The organism is Actinocorallia populi (genome assembly GCF_002995495.1).
Classification (GTDB): Bacteria; Actinomycetota; Actinomycetes; order Streptosporangiales; family Streptosporangiaceae; genus Actinocorallia; species Actinocorallia populi.
Window position 1 is genome coordinate 76,630 of the sequence record NZ_PVZV01000014.1, and the last position, 19,434, is coordinate 96,063.

The following is a 19,434-nucleotide window of genomic DNA, read 5'->3' on the forward strand; positions in this document are numbered from 1 at the left end:
CGGGGGCCCGGAACACCGGCACGGGCGCCCCGACGGGGGACCGGAGCGCCAGGTACAAATCGTACACCGAACCCCCCCGGGGTTAGTCAAGAGATAGTCACGGACTGGTTTCTGAAGGGACGCTGGAATCCGCCGGATCCGCCGCCGGGGAATCCCGCCGGAACGCCTGGGGAGGCGGCGGGGGCGCGGAGATCGCCCGGCCCTCGAAGAGCTCGGCGGGACCGCCGCCCGGCGGGGGTTTGCGCCCGCCGTTGGCGAAGACGACGGCGGTGTAGGGCAGCAGGATGGCGCCGACCAGCAGCAGCCCCAGCAGCACCGGGTGGACCCGGCCCCACAGGACCACGGCCAGGACGAGGCAGGCCATCCGGACGCCCATGGAGATCAGGTAGTGGCGCTGGCGTTCGTCGACGTCCTCCGACAGGGGCCGGGAGGCATCGGTAACGGTGTAGACGGTGGTCTTCCGACGGGAAAGTGCCCTCACGCCCTCCACGTTAGGCGACATCCGGACGGCCCGCTGGGTAGGGGGAGGGCAACGGCTTTCAGGAGGAGCAGATGAGCAACCACACCTACCGGGTGACCGAGATCGTCGGCACTTCCCCCGACGGGGTCGAGCAGGCGATCAGGAACGGCATCGGCCGCGCCGCGGCCACCCTGCGGAATCTGGACTGGTTCGAGGCCACCGAACTGCGCGGCCAGGTGGAGAACGGCGAGGTGGCCCACTTCCAGGTCACCCTGAAAGTGGGCTTCCGCCTCGAGGAGCCCGAACCCGGCGAGGGTTAGGACGCCCGGCTCACCGTGGACATGTTGTAGTCCGGCACGCGCAGGGCCGGCATGGCCGCGCGGGTGAAGTAGTCCGACCACTCGCGCGGCAGGGTCCGCTCGGTGCGGCCGGTCTCGGTCACCCGGGACAGCAGGTCCACCGGGCTCTCGTTGAACCGGAAGTTGTTGACCTCGCCGGTGATCTCGCCGTTCTCCACCAGGTAGACGCCGTCGCGGGTGAGGCCGGTCAGCAGCAGGCTCTGCGGGTCCACCTCGCGGATGTACCACAGGCAGGTCAGCAGCAGCCCGCGCTCGGTGCGCGCCACCATCTCCTCGAGGGTGGCGCCGCCGGGGGCGCCCTCCATGATGAGGTTGTCGACGGCCGGGGTGACCGGCCGCCCGGTGAGCCCCGCCGAGTGCCGGGTCTGGGTCAGCGCGGCGACCTCCCCGCCGGAGATCCAGTCCGTGGCGCCCAGCGCCAGGCCGTTGTCGAACACCGACGTGTCGCGGCCGGAGGCGTGGGCCAGCACGAACGGGGCGCACTCCATGCCGGGCGCGTGCGGGTCGCTGTACAGCCGCAGCGGCAGCGGCGAGAGCCGCGAGCCGACGGGGTGGGAGCTGAAGACCGTGCGGCCCTCGTGCGCGTCGCGCGCCCCTGCCGTCCAGTACAGGTAGATCATCAGGTCGGAGACGGCGCTGGGCGGCAGCAGCGTCTCGTAGCGCCCGGCGGGCAGGTCCAGGCGGCGCCGCCCCCAGCCCAGGCGGCGCTCCAGCTCGGCGCCCAGGCCCGGCACGTCCAGATCGGTGAAGTCGCGGGTGCCGGCCCCCGTCCAGGCGGAGCTGTCGTCGTTCTTGGCGTTGAGCTCCAGCCTTCCCGTCGGCTGGTCGTGGCGCAGCCGCAGGCCGGTGGAGGAGCCCAGGTAGGCGGAGGTCAGCTGGTGCTCGGCGAAGCCGTAGAGCCTGCTGCCCGCCGCCTGCGCGGCCGCGAACTGCTCGCCCAGCGCCGGGGCGAAGGAGGAGAACACCGAGATGTCGGTGACCGCCGGTTCGGCGTCCCAGTCGCCCGCGACGGCCCCGGCCGGCAGCGGCGCGGCGTCCTCGGCGGGCTCGGCGCCGCGGGCCTGCTCCTCGGCGGCCTTGACCAGGTCGGGCAGCTCATCGGCGCCCGCCCCCGCGCGGGAGACCACGCCGACCGAGCCGTCCTGGACGGCGATCACCGTCAGCCGCCGGGAGCGGCCCACGCCGTTGGTGGTCAGGGTGTTGCCCGCCCAGCGCAGGTTGGCGGAGCTGGACTCCTCGGCGATGACCATGCAGTCGCTGGTCGTCGACAGGTCGAGAGCGCGCTCGACCGCTTCCTGTGGCCTCACTTGCCGGCCTCCTTGAGCGCGTTGAGGATGTTGACGCCCCGGAACAGGGCGGACGGGCAGCCGTGGCTGACCGGCGCGACCTGGCCGGGCTGGCCCTTGCCGCAGTTGAACGCGCCGCCCAGCACGTACGTCTGCGGGCCGCCCACGGCCTCCATGGAGTTCCAGAAGTCGGTGGTGGTGGCCTGGTAGGCGACGTCGCGCAGCTGGCCGTCCAGGCGGCCGCCGCGGATGCGGAAGAAGCGCTGGCCGGTGAACTGGAAGTTGTGGCGCTGCATGTCGATCGACCAGCTCTTGTCGCCGACGATGTAGACGCCGTTCTCGACCCGGGAGATCAGCTCCTCGGTGGAGGGGCCGCCGGGCGCGGGCCTGATCGACACGTTCGCCATCCGCTGGATGGGGGTGCTGGCGGGGGAGTCGGCGAAGGCGCAGCCGTTCGAGCGCTCCCGGCCCGTCAGGTGGGCGATGCGCCGGTCGGTCTGGTAGCCGGTGAACAGCCCCCCGGTGACGATGTCCCACTCCTGGGTCGCCACGCCCTCGTCGTCGAACCCGATGGTGGCCAGGCCGTGCTCGGCGGTGCGGTCGCCGGTGACGTTCAGGACGGGCGAGCCGTACTGGAGCCTCCCGAGCTTGTCGGGGGTGGCGAACGACGTCCCGGCGTAGGCGGCCTCGTAGCCCAGCGCCCGGTCCAGCTCGGTGGCGTGCCCGATCGACTCGTGGATGGTCAGCCACAGGTTCGACGGGTCGACGACCACGTCGTAGGAGCCCGCCTCCACCGACGGCGCGGCGAGCTTCTCGGCCAGCAGCGAGGGGATCTCGGCCAGCTCGGCGTCGAAGTCCCAGCCGGTGCCGGTGAGGTACTCCCAGCCGCGTCCGGCCGGCGGCGCCAGCGTGCGCATCGTGTCGAACGCGCCCTGGGCGACCCGCACGGCGGTCAGCTGCGGGTGCACCCGGACACGCTGCTGGGTGGTGACGGTGCCCTCCAGGGAGGCGAAGAACTTGTTCTCCTTCACCTGCAGCAGGGAGGCGTCCACGTGGTCCACGCCCGCCGCCAGCAGCCGCCGCGACCACTCGCCCAGCAGCTCGACCTTCTCGGCGGACGGGATCGCGAACGGGTCGATCTCGTAGGACGACACCCAGGTCTGCTCGCCGTGCGCCGGTTCGGGCGCCAGCTCGACGGGCTCGCGGTTGATGGCGCCCGCCACCCGGGCGACGGCGACCGCCTGCCCGGCCAGCCCGGCGGCGGCCTCGGGGGTCAGGTCGATGCCCGAGGCGAACCCCCAGGTGCCGTCCTTGACGACCCGGACCGACAGGCCGATGTCGTCGGTTTCCAGTGAGGTCTCCAGGGCGCCGTCCTTCAGGCGCAGGGACTGGCTGCGGATGCGCTCCAGCCGGAAGTCGGCGTGGGAGGCCCCCAGCTCCCGTGCCCGGGACAGCGCGGCGTCCGCGAGGACGCGGAGGGGGAGCGCGGTGAAAGCCGGATCGATTTCATGCACGGATTCGAACCTATCCGCACCCGCCCCGGCCCGGCACCGGGTTTGCCGGGCCCGCGGCCCCGCGCGCACAAGAACACCCGCCGGAATCTTGTGGATCTCGACACCCGACACGCGGCCCCCGGACCGGTAACCTCGTGCCGCGATGTGACGTTCGCTACCCACAAACCCACACGGAGGTGCAGCGCATGGCGCGCTCAGTCCTGGTCACCGGCGGAAACCGCGGCATCGGACTCGCGATCGCCCGGGAGTTGCAGGCCGCGGGGGACGCCGTGGCCGTCACCTACCGGTCGGGCGAACCGCCGGAAGGCCTCTTCGCGGTGAAGTGCGACGTCACGAGCTGGGAGGACGTCGACAACGCCTTCGGCAAGATCGAGGCCGAGCAGGGCCCGGTCGAGGTCGTCGTCGCCAACGCCGGCGTCACCCAGGACCAGCTGCTGGCGCTGATGAGCGAGGAGAAGTTCACCTCGGTCCTGGACACCAACCTCACCGGCTCCTTCCGGGTCGCCAAGCGCGCCGTGAAGGGCATGATGAAGATGCGCCGCGGCCGGATGGTCTTCATCTCCTCGGTGGTCGGCCTCTCCGGCTCGGGCGGGCAGGCCAACTACGCGGCGTCCAAGGCGGGCATGGTGGGCATGGCCCGATCCCTCGCCCGCGAGCTGGGTTCGCGCAACATCACCGCCAACGTCGTGGCACCCGGCTTCGTGAACACGGACATGACCGCGGTGCTCGACGACAAGCTGCAGGAAACGATCAAGCAGAACATCCCGCTGAAGCGGCAGGCGGAGCCCGAGGAGATCGCCAAGGTGGTCAGGTTCCTCGCGAGCGACGACGCCGCCTACATCACCGGGGCCGTGATCCCGGTGGACGGCGGACTGGGAATGGGGCACTGAGCATGGGCATCCTCGAGGGCAAGAACATCCTGGTGACGGGCGTCCTGACCGACGCCTCGATCGGCTTCCACGTGGCGCGGATCGCGCAGGAGCAGGGCGCGAACGTGGTCCTCACCGCGTTCCCCCGGCCGACGCTGACCCAGCGCATCGCCAAGAAGCTGCCCAGCGGCCCCGACGACCCGCCGGCGGTCATCGAGCTGGACGTCACCAACGAGGAGCACCTGGGCGGCCTGGAGGCGCAGCTGCGCGCGCTGGGCTGGGACCGGGTCGACGGCGTGGTGCACTCCATCGGCTTCGCGCCGCAGGACGCGCTCGGCGGCAACTTCCTCAACACCAAGTGGGAGGACGTGGCGACGGCCGTCCAGATCTCGGCGTACTCGCTGAAGTCGCTGACGATGGCGTGCCTGCCGCTGATGAAGGACGGCGGCTCGGTCGTGGGCCTGACCTTCGACGCGCGCGCCGCCTGGCCGGTCTACGACTGGATGGGCGTGGCCAAGGCGGGTCTGGAGTCCACCAACCGCTACCTCGCCCGCTACCTGGGCAAGGAGGGCATCCGCTTCAACCTGGTGGCGGCCGGCCCGATCAAGACGATGGCCGCCAAGAACATCCCGGGCTTCGAGGGCATCACCGAGGGCTGGAGCAAGTCGGCGCCGCTGGGCTGGGACATCACCGACGTGGTGCCCACGGCCAAGGCGACGGTCGCGCTGCTGTCGGACTGGTTCCCGGCGACCACCGCCGAGATCGTCCACGTCGACGGCGGCGTGCACGCCATGGGCGGCCAGTTCGACTGACCCGCCGGTCCGGGGCCGGCCCCGGACCGCGGACGGTCGCGGGAGCCCCGTGTTCCGCCGTGTTCGCCCCGCACCGAAAGGCCCCGGACGCTCCGACGTCCGGGGCCTTTCGGCGCTGCGTGCGCTTCTCAGCGGCTCCCGCGGGCCCTGCGGCGCAGCCGCGAGCCGATGAGGCTGAACTGGCCCATCACCACCGCGGTGATGGCCGCGGAGGCCCCTGCCGCCCACATGGCCCGCGCGGAGTCGCCTTCGAGGGGCCGGGTGGCCGCGACGGGCGCGACCAGGTGGGTCTCGGGCAGGGCGAGCACCGGCTCGGCCTGCGGGGCGTCGGCGACCTGCGGCTGCTCGGGCAGCGCGTCGGCCACGGACTCCGGGGGCCGGACGCCGGGGTTCTTCGGCGGCTGGACCGTGAATCCCGAGGGCGCCCGGACGCTGGTCTGGGGGGCGATCGGGGGGCTGTTGCGGGGACCGGAGGGTTTCGCGGGCTTCTTGGGTTTCTTGGGCTTGTTCGCCGCGGTGGAACCCTTGTCGCCCTTATCGCTCTTGTCGCTCTCGGCCTTGTCTGCCGGTTTCTCGGTCTCCTTGCCGTTCGCCTCGTCGATCTTGTTCTTGATCGCCTCGACGTTGTTGTGGAACTGGCACTCGATGTCCTTCATCGAGGACTGGGGGTCGTGTCCCTTCACGCACTTTCGGGGTTCGGCGGCCGCGGTGGGCGCGGGCGCGGCGAAGACCATCAGCACGCCGGCCGACAGCGCGAGGGAGGCCGCGCCCAGCCGGCGGACGGGGAATCGTCCTGGAAGCATGCTCCTCCTTGCCCGGGGGTGGTGTCGCTCTGTCCTTGTTTAACGGATCAATGGCGGTGGAGTCACGTCTTGACAAAGAGAAAAAACGAATGGCGTTCTAGGAAAAAAGAGACATCAGTCTCGTCTGTCTCTTAACCGGGGCAAAGTCAGTGAGCGATCCGGCGAGTCCCGGCCCCGCCGCCGTCACCACCGACAGGTGCTCCAGCGCCCGGGTGAACGCGGTCAGCACCAGCGGGCGCGACAGGCCCGCGGCCGCCGGGAAGACCGCCACGACGGCCGGCCATCGGGTGCCGGCCGCCTGCTGGACCGGGATCGCCCAGCCCGCCCGCAACCGCGGCAGCGAAGCGGCGGGAACGTGCGCCACCGCGTCGGGGAACCGGACCGTCAGCCCTTCGGGGGAGGCCTCGGTGACCGTCCCCGTCTCGCCCGCGGCGGCCTCGGCGAACGGCACCGCCACCACCACCCGGTCCCCGGCGTCGAAACCGCCGCACACGCCCGGACCGGGGTTCAGCCGCGCCTTCAGCGCGGCGTTGAGCGCCGCCGTCCCCGCCGGGCCCGGGGTGAGCACCTGGACGTCCTCGGCGCCGATGCCCAGCGCCCGCGGGATGGAATCGGCCAGCAGCTGGCCCACCCGGTGGGCGGCCTCGCGCCCGTCGGCGGCCGTGACCACCACGACCTCCTTGCCCGGCGCCTCCACCCGGCGCAGCCCGCCCGCGCGCACGCCCTCGGCGAGCTCCGCCAGCGGGCCGCCCCTCGGCGGCACCGGGGTGACGGGCACCGCCTGCGCCTCGACGAGGTCGGCCAGCACCCGGCCCGGCCGGTAGGAGGCCAGTCCGTCCGGGTCGCCCGCCAGCACCAGGTGCATGCCGTCGGGGCACGCCTCCACCAGCGCGGCGGCCAGCTCCACGTCGAGCGCCTCCGCGCCCGCCACCACCAGCACGCCGGGCTCCAGCGGCCACTGCTCGCCCCGGGCGTATCCGAGCCCGCCGAGGCCCTCACGCGCCTCCAGGAGCCGGTGCAGGCTCACCGCGCCCTCGTGGCGCGCGGCCGCCGTCGCGGTGGCCGCGGCCACCGTCACGGGGACGGGCAGGGACGGCTCCAGCGCCCGCAGATCGGCGATCAGGCCGTCCTCCGAGCCCGCGGGTCCCGTCACGACGCTCACGCCGTGGAAGAGCGCCTGGCGCGCCGCCTCGCCGTGCTCCGGGGCGCCGGGGGCGGCCTCGAGCGGCGGCGCGGTGGCGGCCAGCCGCTCCACGCCCTCGGCGACGGTCTCCTCGGCCAGCCCGTACCGGGCCAGCGCCAGCCACTGCTGCGCGTCGGGCAGGTCCTCCATCGACTCGTCGAAGACGTCGGGGAGTTCGGGCTCCACCTCGAACAGCATGACCCGCGCCTCGTCCAGCGCCGCGTTCACCGCCGCGTTCGGGTCGGCGATGCGCAGCCCGCGCAGCGCCTCGACCACCTCCTCGCCCGGCAGCGCGGTGTCGCCGCGCCGCGCGGCCTCGGCCAGCAGGAACTCCACCAGCGCCCGGCCGCGCCGCGGATCCTGCGGGTCGGCGGGACTGCTCGGCGGGAGCACCGACAACGCGAACCTGTCGGCCTGCGCGGGCGTCACGCCCGGCACCCGCAGCAGGTCCCACGGGTCGGCGCGCAGCAGCGTCTCGGCGTCCTCGCCGAGGTGGGCGCGGGCGCGGGCGGCGAGGTCGCCGGGCAGTCCCAGCGCGGAGGGGGAGGTCGGTTCAGACATCGGATACGTCGTCCAGTGCGTCGCGGATCTCGTCGGGCAGGGTCAGCTCCTCGGCCTGCAGGGCGGCCCGCAGCTGGGCGGCGGTGCGCGCGCCGACCAGGGGCGCGGCCACCCCCGGCTGGTCGCGCACCCAGGCCAGGGCGACGGCCAGCGGGGTGACGCCCAGGCCGTCGGCGGCGGTGGCGACCGACTCCACGATCCGGGAGCTCTGCTCGCCCAGATACGGTGCCACGAAGTCCTCGAGCCGGTCGCGCGCCGCGCGGGAGTCCGCGGGGATCGCGGTGCGGTACTTGCCGGTGAGCACGCCGCGGCCCAGCGGCGACCACGCCAGGATCGAGGTGCCCGAGTCCAGCGCCGCCGGGACCGCCTCCCGTTCGGGGTCGCGCTGCAGCAGCGAGTACTCCACCTGGTCGGAGACGATCGGCTGCCGTCCCGGCCAGGCGCGCTGCCAGGTCGCGGCGGTCGCCAGCTGCCAGCCGCCGTAGTTGGACACCCCGACGTAGCGGGTCCGGCCGGAGGCGACGGCCTCGTCCAGCGCCGCCATCGTCTCCTCGTACGGGGTGGCCGGGTCGTGCGCGTGGACCTGCCACAGGTCCACGTGGTCCAGGCAGAGGCGGTCCAGGGAGCGGTCGAGCGCGGCCAGCAGGTGCCGGCGCGAGGAGTCGTAGCCGCGGGGCGTCACCCCCGCCTTCGTCGCCACGACGATGTCGTCGCGGTCCACGACGGTGTTCAGCAGCTGGCCGAGGATCTGCTCGCTGCGCCCGCCGCCGTAGACGTCCGCGGTGTCGACGAGGTTGCCGCCGGCGTCGACGAACTCGGTGAGCTGCGCCGCGGCCTCCTCGGGTCTGGTGCCCTCACCCCAGTCCATGGTGCCGAGTCCCAGCCGGGACACCATGAGACCGCTCCGACCGAGCTGACGCTGCTCCATAAGATCCACAGGTTATAGCGTTTCCGGACTCCGGGAGGGAGCGGCGAGGGGCGCGGCGTGCGCGCACGCACCGGCACTGTCCGAAACGGGCGTGTCAGGCTAAGGTTCGGGCTCGTGGTAGTTCCCGTAGATCCTTCGCCGGGGGCGGGCCCCGAGGGCGACCCCGGATACCTCGCGTCGTTGCGCACCGCGACCCTGCTCGCCCAGTTGCGCAGGGCGTTCCTGGGGCTGCTGGCCGTGCCCGTCGGGGTGCTGGCGCTCTCGCCGTACATCGTCCGGCTGGAGACGCACACCGTGGACGCGCAGCCGCTGTGGGCGTGCGCGGTCGTCCCGCTCGCCGCCGCGGGCGCGCTGGTCACGGCGCGCAGGCTGCCGTCGGCGCTGCCGCGCGACGCCGCGGGCTCCCGGATGAGCGCGTCGGAGTCCTTCCGCGCCACCCTGTTCCTGCGCTTCGCGCTCACCGAGGGCGTGGTGCTCCTGGGGCTTCCGCTGTCGATGGCGGCCGACAGCTTCCTGCCGATGGCGTTGTCCTTCTGCCTGGGCTATCCGCTGGTGGTCGCGCTGGCGCTCCCGACGCGCGGGACGATCGAGCGGATAAGGGCGCGGATGGAGGCCGGCGGCGTCAGCAGCGGCCTGTGGGCGTCCCTGCTGGCCCCCTACCGCCGGGCGGGCGCGAAGGGCTGACGGCAGAGGCTGAAATTCGTTACAGTTCGCCCGGACGCGACCGGAACAAAAAGGCGGGCGGGCGGATGGGAACCTTTGTCGTCAGCGGAGCGGCGTCGGGCATCGGAGCGGCCACCACCGCGCTGCTGCGCGAGCGGGGGCACGAGGTCGTCACGGTCGACCTGCGGGACGCGGACGTGACCGCCGACCTGTCCACCGCGCGGGGCAGGGCCGAGGCGGTGGCCGCGGTGCGCGAGAAGGCGCCCGCCGTGCACGGCGTCGTGCCGTGCGCGGGGATCGCCGGGCTCACCGGCGTGGACCCGGCGCTGGTGGTGTCGGTGAACTACTTCGGCGCGCTGGCCCTGGTGCGGGGGCTGCGCGCGGAGCTGGCGGCGGCCGGGAACTCCTCGGTGGTGCTGCTGTCGTCGAACTCGGTGACCTGCCAGCCCGGCTGGAACGCCGACGTGGCGGCGGCGTGCCTGCGCGACGACGAGGAGGGCGCGCGCCGGGCCGCCGAGTCCGCCGACGCCGTCGCGGCCTATCCCGCCACCAAGGCGGCGCTGGCCTACTGGGCGCGCGGCGAGAGCGTGAAGGAGGAGTGGATCGGCGCGGGCATCCGGCTCAACGCCATCGCCCCCGGGATGATCGCCACCCCGATGACCGACGGCCTGCGCAAGGACCCGAAGCTGGGCGTGTTCGCCGACGCCTACCCCAGCGCGCTGGGCCGTCCCGGCAGGCCCGAGGAGGTCGCGGAGGCGATCGTGTTCCTGCTGTCGGACGCCTCCTCGCTCCTGGTCGGCTCGGTGCTGTTCGCCGACGGCGGCACCGACGCGATCCTGCACCCCACGAAGCCCGAGGGCATGCAGGTCGGCAAGATCGCCGTCGGCCTCATGCACCGCGCCTCGGCGGCGGCGACCCGCGTCAGAGCCCTGCGCGGCAAGGGCTGAGCGGGCGCGTTCACGACCCGGATCCGCGCGGCCGTCAGAGCCCCGCGCGGCCGGGCGGCCTCACAGCCAGCCGCTCTTCTTGAACTTGCGGTACAGCACCGTGCAGGCGGCCGCCATGCAGAGCACGGCCAGCGGGTAGCCGAACACCCAGCCGGTCTCCGGCATGTGCTCGAAGTTCATGCCGTAGATCCCGGCGATCATCGTGGGGACCGCCAGGATGGCCGCCCACGCGGAGATCTTGCGCATGTCCTCGTTCTGCTGCCTGCCCTGCAGCGCCAGGTGCGCGGTCAGCACGCTGGTGACCATCTCGCTGTGCGCGTCGATCTGCTGGTCGATGCGCAGCAGGGTGTCCTGCACGTCGCGGAAGCGCTCCTTGTGCCGCACGCACAGCGGGATCCTGCCCTTGACGAGTTCCTGCAGCACCGGCAGCAGCGGGTCCTGCGCGGTGCGGAACTCCAGGATCTCCCGCTTGAGGGTGTAGACGTCCTCGGTGGCGTCACCGCCGCTGCGGGTGAAGATGCGGCTCTCCAGGGCGATGATGTCGGCCTCGATGTCGTGGTTGACCACGTCGTAGCTGCCGACGACCTCGTCCAGCACCGCGTACAGCACCGCCGTGGGGCCGGTCGCCAGCAGGTCGGGGTCGCTCTCCATGCGGCGGCGCACCGGGGCGAGCGGGTTGGCCGCGCCGTGCCGGACGGTGATGACGAAGCCGGCGCCGACGAACAGCATGATCTCGCCGATGACGACCTCGGCCGGCTTGGCGTAGGTGGCGGTCTTGAGCACCACGAAGATGTTGTCGCCGTAGTCCTCGAGCTTGGGGCGCTGGTGCCCGTAGGCGGCGTCGTCGATGGCCAGCGGGTGCAGCCCCAGGTCCTTGCGGACGGTGTCGAACTCCTCGGGGCCAGGCTCGTGCAGCCCGATCCACAGGAACGCGTCCGCCTCCTGCCTGGCCGCCCGCAGCGTCTCCCGGATGTCGCCGTCCGCCTTCTGCCGGAACCCGCCGCGGTAGAGGGCGCAGTCGACAATCATGCCGCCCAGTATCCGGCATAAAGTGTGAACCGTGCCCACTGTTCTGTTCATCCGCCATGGCCTGACCGCCAAGACAGGGCCGGTGCTGACCGGCTGGACCCCGGGAGTGCCGCTGGACGAGCGCGGCGCGGCCCAGGTACGGGACGTGGGGGCCAGGCTGGCCGGCCTGCCGCTGGACGCGGTGGTCACCAGCCCCCTGGAACGGTGCGTGCAGACCGCGCAGGCGCTCCTGGACGCCCGTGACACGCCCGGCGGGCTCCGCGTCGAGGAGCGGTTCGGCGAGGTCCGCTACGGCGACTGGACGGGCCGGGAGCTCAAGGAGCTCGCCGAGGAGCCGCTGTGGAAGGTGGTGCAGGCCCACCCCAGCTCGGTCGTCTTCCCCGGCCCGGACGGGGAGCCGCTGGCCGCCGCGCAGCTGCGGGCCGTGCGCGCGGTGCGCGACTGGAACGAGCTGCTGGGCCCCGAGGCCGTCTACGCCGTCTGCTCCCACGGCGACATCATCAAGGCGGTCGTGGCCGACGCGCTGGGCCTGCACCTCGACCAGTTCCAGCGCATCCAGGTCGACCCCGCCTCGCTGACCGTGATCCGCTACACCGAACTGCGGCCCTTCCTGGTGCGGCTGAACGACAGCGGGAGCGATCTGAGCGGTTTGGTGCCGGTGAACCAGGGGGACGGTGACGCGCCGGTCGGCGGCGGCGCGTAGGGTCGGATCATGCCCGTCATCTCCTATGACCTGCCCGAGCGGTTCGTCGTCGGCACCGTCGGCGGCCCCGGGCAGCGCGCCTTCTACCTGCAGGCCCGCGCCGGGAGCCGGGTGACCAGCGTCGGCCTGGAGAAGTTCCAGGTCGGACTGCTGGCCGAGCGCCTGGAGGAACTGCTGGACGAGGTGCTGCGGCGCAGCGGCGGCACCGCCCCGGTCCCCGCGGTCGCCCCCGAGTCCCTGCACGACGACTCCCCGCTCGACCAGCCGGTGGAGGAGGAGTTCCGGGTCGGCTCGATGGCGCTGGCCTGGGACCCCGAGGACGAGCGCATCATCATCGAGGCCGCCGAGAACGACCCCACGCTGCTGGACCCCGACGAGCCCGTCGAGCTGGAGCCGGAGGGCTCCACGCTGCGGGTCACGATCACCGCGGCCCAGGCCAGGGCGTTCGCCGACCGCGCCCTGCGGCTGGTGGCCGCCGGCCGCCCGCCCTGCCCGCTGTGCGGGCTCCCCCTGGACGCCACCGGGCATGTGTGCCCCCGCCAGAACGGACACCTCAGGACGATATGACGCAGTCCCTCGCGGAGGACACCGCCGCGGCCGAACGGCTGCTGACGCACGGCGCCATGGCGGTCGAAGGGCGGCTGGTCCAGGCCTCCAACGCCACGCTCCGCTGCGACATCGAGCTCGAGGGTCTGCGGGCCAAGTGCGTGTACAAACCGGTGGCGGGGGAGCGCCCGCTGTGGGACTTCCCCGACGGCACCCTCGCCGGGCGCGAGGTCGCGGCCTACCTGGTGTCCCAGGCGATGGGCTGGCGGATCGTGCCGCCGACCGTGCACCGCGACGGGCCGTGGGGCCCGGGCATGGTGCAGTTGTGGATCGAGCCCGACCCCTCGGTCGACGTCGTGGGCCTGTCGCGCGCCAACGACGCGGCGGTGCGCAGGATCGCGGTGTTCGACGCCGTGATCAACAACGCCGACCGCAAGATCGGCCACCTGCTGCCGGTGGAGGGCGGCCACGTGCACGGCTGCGACCACGGGGTGTGCTTCTCCACCGAGTACAAGCTGCGCACGGTGCTCTGGCAGTGGCGCGGCAAGCCGCTCAAGCCGCTGGCGCTGCAGGCGCTGGCCAAGGTGCGGGCCGAACTGGAGGGCGCGCTGGCCGGGCGGCTGGCCGAGCTGATCACCGCCGAGGAGGTCGAGGCCACCCGGCGCCGGGTCGACCTGATGCTCAAGCACCGGGTGCACCCCTACCCGCCGGAGGACTGGCCTGCCGTTCCCTGGCCCCCGATGTAAAAGCATTTCTGTTTATTTGGTGAAATGGCGGAGTGTGTACTTGCCTGCTGAGCTTTGACCCCTCCTCCGCGGTGCCGGTGCTACTCGTCGGAGTACGCGACGAGTACGCCGACCGGCTCTGGGACCCGCCCGCCGCGCACTGGCCGGACCGCCCGGGGCTGCTGGGCGGCCGGGACCGCCAGGCCGGAGGCACCTGGCTGGCGGTCGACCCCGCCGCGCCGAGGGCGGCGTGCGTGCTCAACGGCTGCGGCGTCGACGCGCCCGCCGAGGGCAGGCTCTCCCGCGGCGACCTCCCGCTGCGCGCCGCCGAGCACGGCACGCCGGACGGGCTCGAACTGTCCCGGCTCGACCCGTTCCACCTGGTGTGCGCCGAACCCGACCGGGTCCGGGTGTGGACGTGGACCGGCCAGGACCTCACCGAACGGTCCCTGGAACCGGGCGTCCACCTGGTGGTGAACACCGGCCTGGACGCCACCTGCCCCGGGCCCACGGCCATCCCGCAGACCGCCCTGGACGGCATCCGCGCCCGCCTGGCGCACTTCCGGCCCCGCCTGGAGGCCGCCGCCCGCCCCGAACCCAAGGACGGACCCGCCGCCGAGGCCTGGGGCGACTGGCTCCCCCTGGCCGAGGGCGACGGCCTCGACCCGGCCGACCCCCGCGCCCTCCTGCACCGCCACCTCACCGACACCGGCCGCGTCTTCGCCACCACCTCGGTCAGCCTGGTCGCCCTGGGCCCGACCGGAGTGCGCTACGACTTCTCCGGCCGCCCGGGCGACCCGTCGGCCTGGACGACCGTCCTGGGCTAGAGCACCACGCCCAGCAGGGCGTCGGTGATGGCGGCGGTCTGCGCGGGGGCGGCGGTGTCGTCGCCGTCGGCGGCGGCCCAGGCGTCGACGGCGGCCAGGGCGGCCGGGGCGTCGAGGTCATCGGCCAGGGCGGCGCGCACCTGCTCCAGCAGTGCGGCGGCCGGCGGGGCGGACGGGCGGGCGGCCGCGGCGCGCCAGCGGTCCAGCCGCTCGTGGGCGGTCTCGAGCTGGGACAGGGTCCACTCCCAGTCGGAGCGGTAGTGGTGGGCCAGCAGCGCCAGCCGGACCGCCATCGGGTCGGCGCCCTGGGCGCGCAACCGGGAGACGAAGATCAGGTTGCCCTTGGACTTGGACATCTTCGCGCCGTCCAGGGCGACCATCCCGGCGTGCACGTACGCCTGGGCGTGCGGGCTCTCCCCGGTGGCGGCCTGGGCGTGGGAGGCGCTGAACTCGTGGTGGGGGAAGGTCAGGTCGCTGCCGCCGCCCTCCACGTCGAAGCCCATGCCCAGATGGCGCAGCGAGATCGCCGAGCACTCGATGTGCCAGCCGGGCCTGCCCCTGCCGAACGGGGAGTCCCAGGACGGCTCGCCGGGCCGTTCGGCCAGCCACAGCAGGGCGTCCAGCGGGTCCTTCTTGCCCGCGCGGTCGGGGTCGCCGCCGCGCTCGGCGAACAGCGGCAGCATCTCGGCCCGCGACAGGCCGCTCACCTGCCCGAAACCGGGGTCGGCGGCGGCGGGGAAGTACAGGTCGCCGTCCACCTCGTAGGTCAGCCCCCGGGCCTTCAGCTCCGCGATCATCTCGATGATCATCGGGATGGCCTCGACCGCGCCGACGTACTGGGCGGGCGGCAGGATCCGCAGCGCCTCCATGTCGGTGCGGAACAACTCGATCTCGCGCTCGGCCAGGTCCCGCCAGTCCACGCCGATCGCGTCGGCACGTTCCAGCAGCGGGTCGTCGACGTCGGTGGCGTTCTGCACGTAGTGCACCTCGTGCCCGCCGTCCCGCCACACCCGGTTCACCAGGTCGAAGGCCAGGTAGGTGTTGGCGTGCCCCAGATGCGTGGCGTCGTAGGGCGTGATGCCGCACACGTACATGCGGGCGACCGGACCGGGCGCGGTCGGCTGCACCGTCCCGGTGCCGCTGTCGTGGAGCTTCAGGGCCGGGCCCGGACCGGGCAGGCCGAGAGCGGGGAGCCGGGGGACCTCGGGAGCAGACCAGGAACGCATGAAGGCAGCTTATCCACACGAATAGACGCATGCTCGCCCACGCTCCCGGTGGCCGACGCGCGCCGCCGGCCCGCACGGATCAGTGCGTGCCGCCGGTGGCCGACGGGCTGGTGGTCCGCACGAAGGGCAGTGTGCTCGCGCAGCCGCCGGCGGCCGACGCGCGCTGACGCGTGCGGCGGTGCGCATGGATCAGCGCGTGCCGCCGGTGGCCGACGGGCTGATGATCCGGGTGATCCCGGGTGGCTCAGACGGGGGGTTCCATGCCGCGGCGGCGCAGGTAGCGCTCGAACTCCCGGGCGATGGACTCGCCGGAGGCCTCGGGCAGCTCCGCGGCGTCCTTCTGCTCCTCCAGGGTGCGCACGTAGTCGGCGACCTCGGTGTCCTGCTCGGCGAGCTCGTTGACGCCCTCCTCCCAGGCGCGGGACTGCTCGGGCAGCTCGCCCAGCGGCACCGTCACGTCCAGGATGTCCTCCACCCGGCGCAGCAGCGCCAGGGTGGCCTTGGGCGAGGGAGGGGAGGAGACGTAGTGGGGCACCTGCGCCCACAACGAGACGGTGGTGATGCCCAGCCCGTCGCAGCCGTCCTGCAGCACGCCCAGTATGCCGGTGGGGCCCTCGTAGCGGGAGGGCTCCAGGGCCAGCGTCTCGCCCAGGCCGAGGTCGGCGGCGCTGCCGCTGACCGGGACGGGGCGGGTGTGCGGCGAGTCGGCCAGCAGGGCGCCCAGCAGCACCGCGCTCTGCACGCCCAGGCGGACGAGGTAGTCGGTGATCTCGCGGCAGAACGCGCGCCAGCGCATGTTCGGCTCGATGCCGTGCAGCAGGACCACGTCGCGGCCGGACTCCAGGCGGGCCGTGAAGATCCGCGTGGTGGGCCAGACGATCTCGCGCCGGTCCCCGTCCCCGGCCAGCCGGACCGAGGGGCGGGTCACCTGGAAGTCGTAGTAGTCGTCGGGGTCGAGTTCGGCGATCTGGCGCGCGCCCCAGCTCTCCGCGAGGTGGTCGATCACCCCGCTGGCCGCCTCGCCCGCGTCGTTCCAGCCTTCGAACGCGGCGACCAGCACCGGGCGGTCGAGCTCCGGCACGGATTCCAGTTCGAGCACGCGGCCTCCTTACCGGGGGTGACGACACGTCGGGGCCGACTCCAGCCTATGTCCTGGCGGCCCGTCCCCGTCCCTTCGACCGGGCATCCCGCCCCGGGGCGGGCCGGGGAGGGATGTCGACGTTTCGGGTGATCCCCGCTTGTTTCACGGGGATTTTCCCGGCTTCGCGGGACCGAAACTACCTGCCGTCGGTGGTGTGGACGATGAGGACGTCGCACGGCGACTTGTGGGAGAGGTTCGCCGGCACCGAGCCGAGCAGCCGCCCGGCCAGGCTGTTCAGACCCCGGTTGCCGACCACGACCAGGTCGACCTGGCGGCGGCGCGCGATCGTGGCCAGCGCGTCCACGGCGTCTCCTTCCACCGCGACCGTCTCGACCTCCTTGGCGCCCGCGGACACGGCCCGTTCCCGGGCGGCGCGCAGCACGTCCTCGGCGGGGGTGGCGCCCTGCACCTTGTAGGCCAGATCACCCAGCTGGTCGGCTGCGGTCGTCCGCTCCTTCTCGGGCATCGGGTGGTAGGCCGAGGCCAGCACCAGCACCGCGCCGGTGGCCCCGGCGAGGGAGGCCGCACGATCCACGGCGAGGAAGGAGGAAGCCGAACCGTCGGTGCCCACGAGGATGGACCGGTACGTCATGGGGGGTGCTCCTTACCAGTCGGTAGTCTCTGTCCGGGGAACGCTACTGCGCCCGTCAAGGTTCCGCCATATCCTCACTACCCGTGACCCTCCAAGCGATCCTCTTCGACCTCGACGGCACCCTCATCAACTCCGAGCCGGTCTGGCTGGCGGTGGAGCACGAGGTCATGCAATGGCTCGGCGGCCCGTGGGACGTCGAGCACCAGAACGCCGTCGTGGGCGGGGCGCTGTGGTCGACCGTCGACTACATGCTGGCGCTCGCGGGCTCGAGCGTGCCGCGCGAGGCGGTCGCCGAGCGCCTGCTGGGGCTGATGGCCGAGCGGCTGCCGACGGAGCTGGCCGTCATGCCGGGGGCCAAGGAGCTGCTGACCGAGGCGGCCGCGGAGGGCGTCCCGATCGCGCTGGTGACCTCGACGGTCCGGTCGCTGGCCGACGTGGCGATCGACGCGCTGGGCCGCCACCACTTCACGCTGACCGTCGCCGGGGACGAGGTGGAGTACACCAAGCCGCACCCCGAGCCCTATCTGAAGGCGGCGCGGCTGCTGGGCGCCGACCCGGCGCGGTGCGTGGCGCTGGAGGACTCGCTGACGGGGGTGAAGGCCGCGGAGGCCGCGGGCTGCGCGGTGGTGGCGATCCCGTGCGTGGTGCCGGTCGAGCACGCGCCGACCCGGACGGTGCTGCCCTCGATGGAGGGGCTGACCGTCGAGCGGCTGCGCTCCCTGATCGTCGGCCCCTGACCTCCGTAGGGGGCGGCCCCCCGCAGAGATGGGGGGCACAACCCTCCCGGGGGAGGAGGAGCCGCTTGCTCCCGCGTGTGACGATGGAAGGAGCGCGCACTGGGGAGTGAAGATGAGTGATGTCCTGTTGTTCACCGCCAGCCTCGCGGTCACCGTCCTGGGGCTGCTGGCCAGCTGGCGGTTCGCCCGGAGCCGCGGTGCGGCCTCGGGGCTGCGCGGCGCGGCCTGGTCGCTGGTGCCGCTGGGGTTCTACCTGACCGGGCTGACCGGGTTCCTGGCCTCGCTGGCGCTCAACCCGGCCCGCTGGGCGGGTGTGGCGGTGCTGGGCCTGGCCGGCGTCCTCTACGTGGTCTCCGGGGTGAAGCTGCGCTCGCGGACCGGGGGTCCGCGGGCCGGGGAGCCGGGTCCGCGCCGGGTGGAGGCCGGCGGGCGGCCCGCCGCCGCCCCGGCACCGCGCGGCGGGCAGTCCGTGGGAGACGGGATGGACGACGACATGAAGGAGATCGAGGAGATCCTGCGCCGCCGCGGGATCTGAGCGTCCGGGGGCGGTGCCCCCGAGCGGACGGACGAAGGCCCGCCCCCGAACGGGGGCGGGCCTTCGTGCTGTCCGCAATGTGATTAAGGACACGTTGGATCGTTCCGGCATCCGGACGGAGCTACCCGTCGGTACGAATATCCTTCAGCGCCCGTACCCCCCGTCGGGTGATCAGATCACACGTATGACTCGAAAATGTAAATCTTTCCGTGATCATGGCTTCCGGGAACAAAGCCCTATCCGGCTGCGTGGATACTCTCTTGCGGTGTGTCCGGATTCGGCCTTTGTAACGGAAGTTCTTCCGTGGGGCGGGGAAGAGTTCGGAATACGTCATCAGACGGTAACTTTCTGTTAAGAGGGCTGCTTCGAGCGCCTTGTCGTCGACCACGACGCGGATACAAGGGGCACGTACACCACGGCGCTGCGGCGGCGGGTGGCGATGGCAGGAGAGGAACGTGCGTGAGCGAGCTTAGGGAGGCCGCGTGACCGCGCCCATCGAGGTGTCGAAGGGCGAGGTCGAGGCCCATCCGGAGGACGTCCTGCAGGGGGTCCCCGGCAAGGCCGTCCAGGGGCGATCCCTGGGGCAGATCGCCTGGCTCCGCCTCAAGCGGGACAAGGCGGCGCTGGCCGGCGGGGTGGTCATCGTCCTGCTGATCGCGGCCGCGCTCTTCGGCCCGTTCTTCCTGCAGGACCCCACCCTGTACAACCAGCAGCTGATCGACCCGACGTTCCAGCGCCCCAAGAGCGGCTGGCTGCACTCGGGCATCAGCTGGGACCACCTGCTGGGGGTGGAGCCCAACACCGGCCGCGACATGCTCTCGCGGATCGTCTCCGGCGCCCGCATCTCGCTGCTGGTGGCGTTCCTGGCGACGCTGCTGTCGGTGCTGATCGGCACCGTCATGGGCGTGCTGGCCGGTTACTTCGGCGGCTGGGTCGACACGGTGATCAGCCGGGCGATGGACGTGTTCCTGGCGTTCCCGTTGCTGCT

Annotated in this window: 22 protein-coding genes; 12 read left to right on the plus strand and 10 right to left on the minus strand. The window is 72.8% G+C overall.

What is annotated here, in order from left to right; translation table 11 throughout:
- Positions 1-97: 97 nt before the first annotated feature.
- Positions 98-481 (minus strand): DUF3099 domain-containing protein, encoded by a 384-nt coding sequence (locus tag C2865_RS37900; protein WP_157964092.1) that lies wholly within the window; start codon positions 479-481, stop codon positions 98-100.
- A gap of 71 nt (positions 482-552) precedes the next feature.
- Between C2865_RS37900 and C2865_RS37905 the strand changes: the two genes are divergently transcribed.
- Positions 553-780 carry a dodecin gene (locus C2865_RS37905; RefSeq protein ID WP_106403607.1) on the plus strand — a complete coding sequence of 76 codons (228 nt, stop codon included), beginning with the start codon at positions 553-555 and terminating at the stop codon, positions 778-780.
- Here C2865_RS37905 and C2865_RS37910 read toward each other — a convergent pair.
- Together C2865_RS37910 and C2865_RS37915 are read right to left on the minus strand one after the other, a co-directional pair.
- Positions 777-2,126 carry a metallopeptidase TldD-related protein gene (locus C2865_RS37910; RefSeq protein ID WP_232836044.1) on the minus strand — a complete coding sequence of 450 codons (1,350 nt, stop codon included), beginning with the start codon at positions 2,124-2,126 and terminating at the stop codon, positions 777-779. The genes C2865_RS37905 and C2865_RS37910 overlap by 4 nt on opposite strands.
- Positions 2,123-3,619, minus strand: a complete 1,497-nt coding sequence (locus tag C2865_RS37915; protein ID WP_106403608.1) for a TldD/PmbA family protein — start codon at positions 3,617-3,619, stop codon at positions 2,123-2,125. The genes C2865_RS37910 and C2865_RS37915 overlap by 4 nt, the downstream gene beginning before the upstream one ends.
- Before the next feature lie 185 nt (positions 3,620-3,804).
- Here C2865_RS37915 and C2865_RS37920 point away from each other — a divergent pair, with 185 nt between their 5' ends.
- Both C2865_RS37920 and fabI read left to right on the plus strand, forming a co-directional pair.
- On the plus strand, positions 3,805-4,509 hold the full coding sequence (locus C2865_RS37920) for a beta-ketoacyl-ACP reductase (protein ID WP_106403609.1): 705 nt from the start codon (positions 3,805-3,807) through the stop codon (positions 4,507-4,509).
- Positions 4,510-4,511: 2 nt separating this feature from the next.
- Positions 4,512-5,300, plus strand: coding sequence for an enoyl-ACP reductase FabI (fabI, locus tag C2865_RS37925; RefSeq protein WP_106403610.1), 789 nt, complete (start codon positions 4,512-4,514; stop codon positions 5,298-5,300).
- A 128-nt stretch (positions 5,301-5,428) separates the two neighbouring features.
- On the opposite strand, the gene C2865_RS37930 is transcribed toward fabI, so the two are convergent.
- From C2865_RS37930 to C2865_RS37940, 3 genes are all read right to left on the minus strand, one after another.
- Positions 5,429-6,103, minus strand: coding sequence for a hypothetical protein (locus C2865_RS37930; protein ID WP_106403611.1), 675 nt, complete (start codon positions 6,101-6,103; stop codon positions 5,429-5,431).
- Between the two features lie 97 nt (positions 6,104-6,200).
- Complete coding sequence (locus C2865_RS37935; protein ID WP_106403612.1) at positions 6,201-7,847, minus strand: helix-hairpin-helix domain-containing protein; 1,647 nt, start codon at positions 7,845-7,847, stop codon at positions 6,201-6,203.
- Positions 7,840-8,775: an aldo/keto reductase gene (locus C2865_RS37940; RefSeq protein ID WP_106403613.1), complete on the minus strand. Its 936-nt coding sequence runs from the start codon at positions 8,773-8,775 to the stop codon at positions 7,840-7,842. Before C2865_RS37940 ends, C2865_RS37935 begins: the two co-directional genes overlap by 8 nt.
- Before the next feature lie 114 nt (positions 8,776-8,889).
- Here C2865_RS37940 and C2865_RS37945 point away from each other — a divergent pair, with 114 nt between their 5' ends.
- Entirely contained in the window at positions 8,890-9,459 is a 570-nt protein-coding gene (locus tag C2865_RS37945; RefSeq protein WP_157964093.1) for a hypothetical protein, read from the plus strand.
- Between the two features lie 65 nt (positions 9,460-9,524).
- Positions 9,525-10,385: an SDR family oxidoreductase gene (locus C2865_RS37950; protein WP_106403615.1), complete on the plus strand. Its 861-nt coding sequence runs from the start codon at positions 9,525-9,527 to the stop codon at positions 10,383-10,385.
- 60 nt (positions 10,386-10,445) lie between these two features.
- Here C2865_RS37950 and C2865_RS37955 read toward each other — a convergent pair whose 3' ends face one another.
- Positions 10,446-11,414 (minus strand): magnesium and cobalt transport protein CorA, encoded by a 969-nt coding sequence (locus tag C2865_RS37955; protein WP_106403616.1) that lies wholly within the window; start codon positions 11,412-11,414, stop codon positions 10,446-10,448.
- A 31-nt stretch (positions 11,415-11,445) separates the two neighbouring features.
- Here C2865_RS37955 and C2865_RS37960 point away from each other — a divergent pair, with 31 nt between their 5' ends.
- Genes C2865_RS37960 through C2865_RS37975 form a run of 4 tightly spaced genes read left to right on the plus strand, consistent with a single transcriptional unit; the run spans position 11,446 to position 14,215 of the window.
- The gene (locus tag C2865_RS37960; protein ID WP_106403617.1) at positions 11,446-12,117 is read left to right on the plus strand and encodes an MSMEG_4193 family putative phosphomutase; all 672 of its coding nucleotides are present in this window, start codon (positions 11,446-11,448) and stop codon (positions 12,115-12,117) included.
- Positions 12,118-12,126: 9 nt separating this feature from the next.
- Positions 12,127-12,684, plus strand: a complete 558-nt coding sequence (locus C2865_RS37965; RefSeq protein ID WP_106403618.1) for a DUF3090 domain-containing protein — start codon at positions 12,127-12,129, stop codon at positions 12,682-12,684.
- Entirely contained in the window at positions 12,681-13,409 is a 729-nt protein-coding gene (locus tag C2865_RS37970) for an SCO1664 family protein (RefSeq protein ID WP_106403619.1), read from the plus strand. Before C2865_RS37965 ends, C2865_RS37970 begins: the two co-directional genes overlap by 4 nt.
- A gap of 32 nt (positions 13,410-13,441) precedes the next feature.
- Positions 13,442-14,215, plus strand: a complete 774-nt coding sequence (locus tag C2865_RS37975; protein ID WP_106403620.1) for an NRDE family protein — start codon at positions 13,442-13,444, stop codon at positions 14,213-14,215.
- Here the strand turns inward: C2865_RS37975 and mshC are convergent.
- The 3 genes from mshC to C2865_RS37990 form a co-directional block, all read right to left on the minus strand.
- Positions 14,212-15,441: a cysteine--1-D-myo-inosityl 2-amino-2-deoxy-alpha-D-glucopyranoside ligase gene (mshC, locus tag C2865_RS37980; RefSeq protein ID WP_106403621.1), complete on the minus strand. Its 1,230-nt coding sequence runs from the start codon at positions 15,439-15,441 to the stop codon at positions 14,212-14,214. The two genes, C2865_RS37975 and mshC, sit on opposite strands and share 4 nt — an antisense overlap.
- Positions 15,442-15,685: 244 nt before the next feature.
- Positions 15,686-16,540 carry a PAC2 family protein gene (locus tag C2865_RS37985; protein WP_106403622.1) on the minus strand — a complete coding sequence of 285 codons (855 nt, stop codon included), beginning with the start codon at positions 16,538-16,540 and terminating at the stop codon, positions 15,686-15,688.
- Between the two features lie 178 nt (positions 16,541-16,718).
- Complete coding sequence (locus C2865_RS37990) at positions 16,719-17,174, minus strand: universal stress protein (protein ID WP_106403623.1); 456 nt, start codon at positions 17,172-17,174, stop codon at positions 16,719-16,721.
- Between the two features lie 83 nt (positions 17,175-17,257).
- Here C2865_RS37990 and C2865_RS37995 point away from each other — a divergent pair, with 83 nt between their 5' ends.
- The 3 genes from C2865_RS37995 to C2865_RS38005 all read left to right on the plus strand — a co-directional run.
- Complete coding sequence (locus tag C2865_RS37995; RefSeq protein WP_106403624.1) at positions 17,258-17,911, plus strand: HAD family hydrolase; 654 nt, start codon at positions 17,258-17,260, stop codon at positions 17,909-17,911.
- A gap of 112 nt (positions 17,912-18,023) precedes the next feature.
- Positions 18,024-18,446, plus strand: a complete 423-nt coding sequence (locus tag C2865_RS38000) for a hypothetical protein (RefSeq protein ID WP_106403634.1) — start codon at positions 18,024-18,026, stop codon at positions 18,444-18,446.
- A 482-nt stretch (positions 18,447-18,928) separates the two neighbouring features.
- Positions 18,929-19,434 (plus strand): ABC transporter permease (locus C2865_RS38005; protein WP_408608352.1); only part of this gene is annotated, 506 nt, incomplete at its 3' end.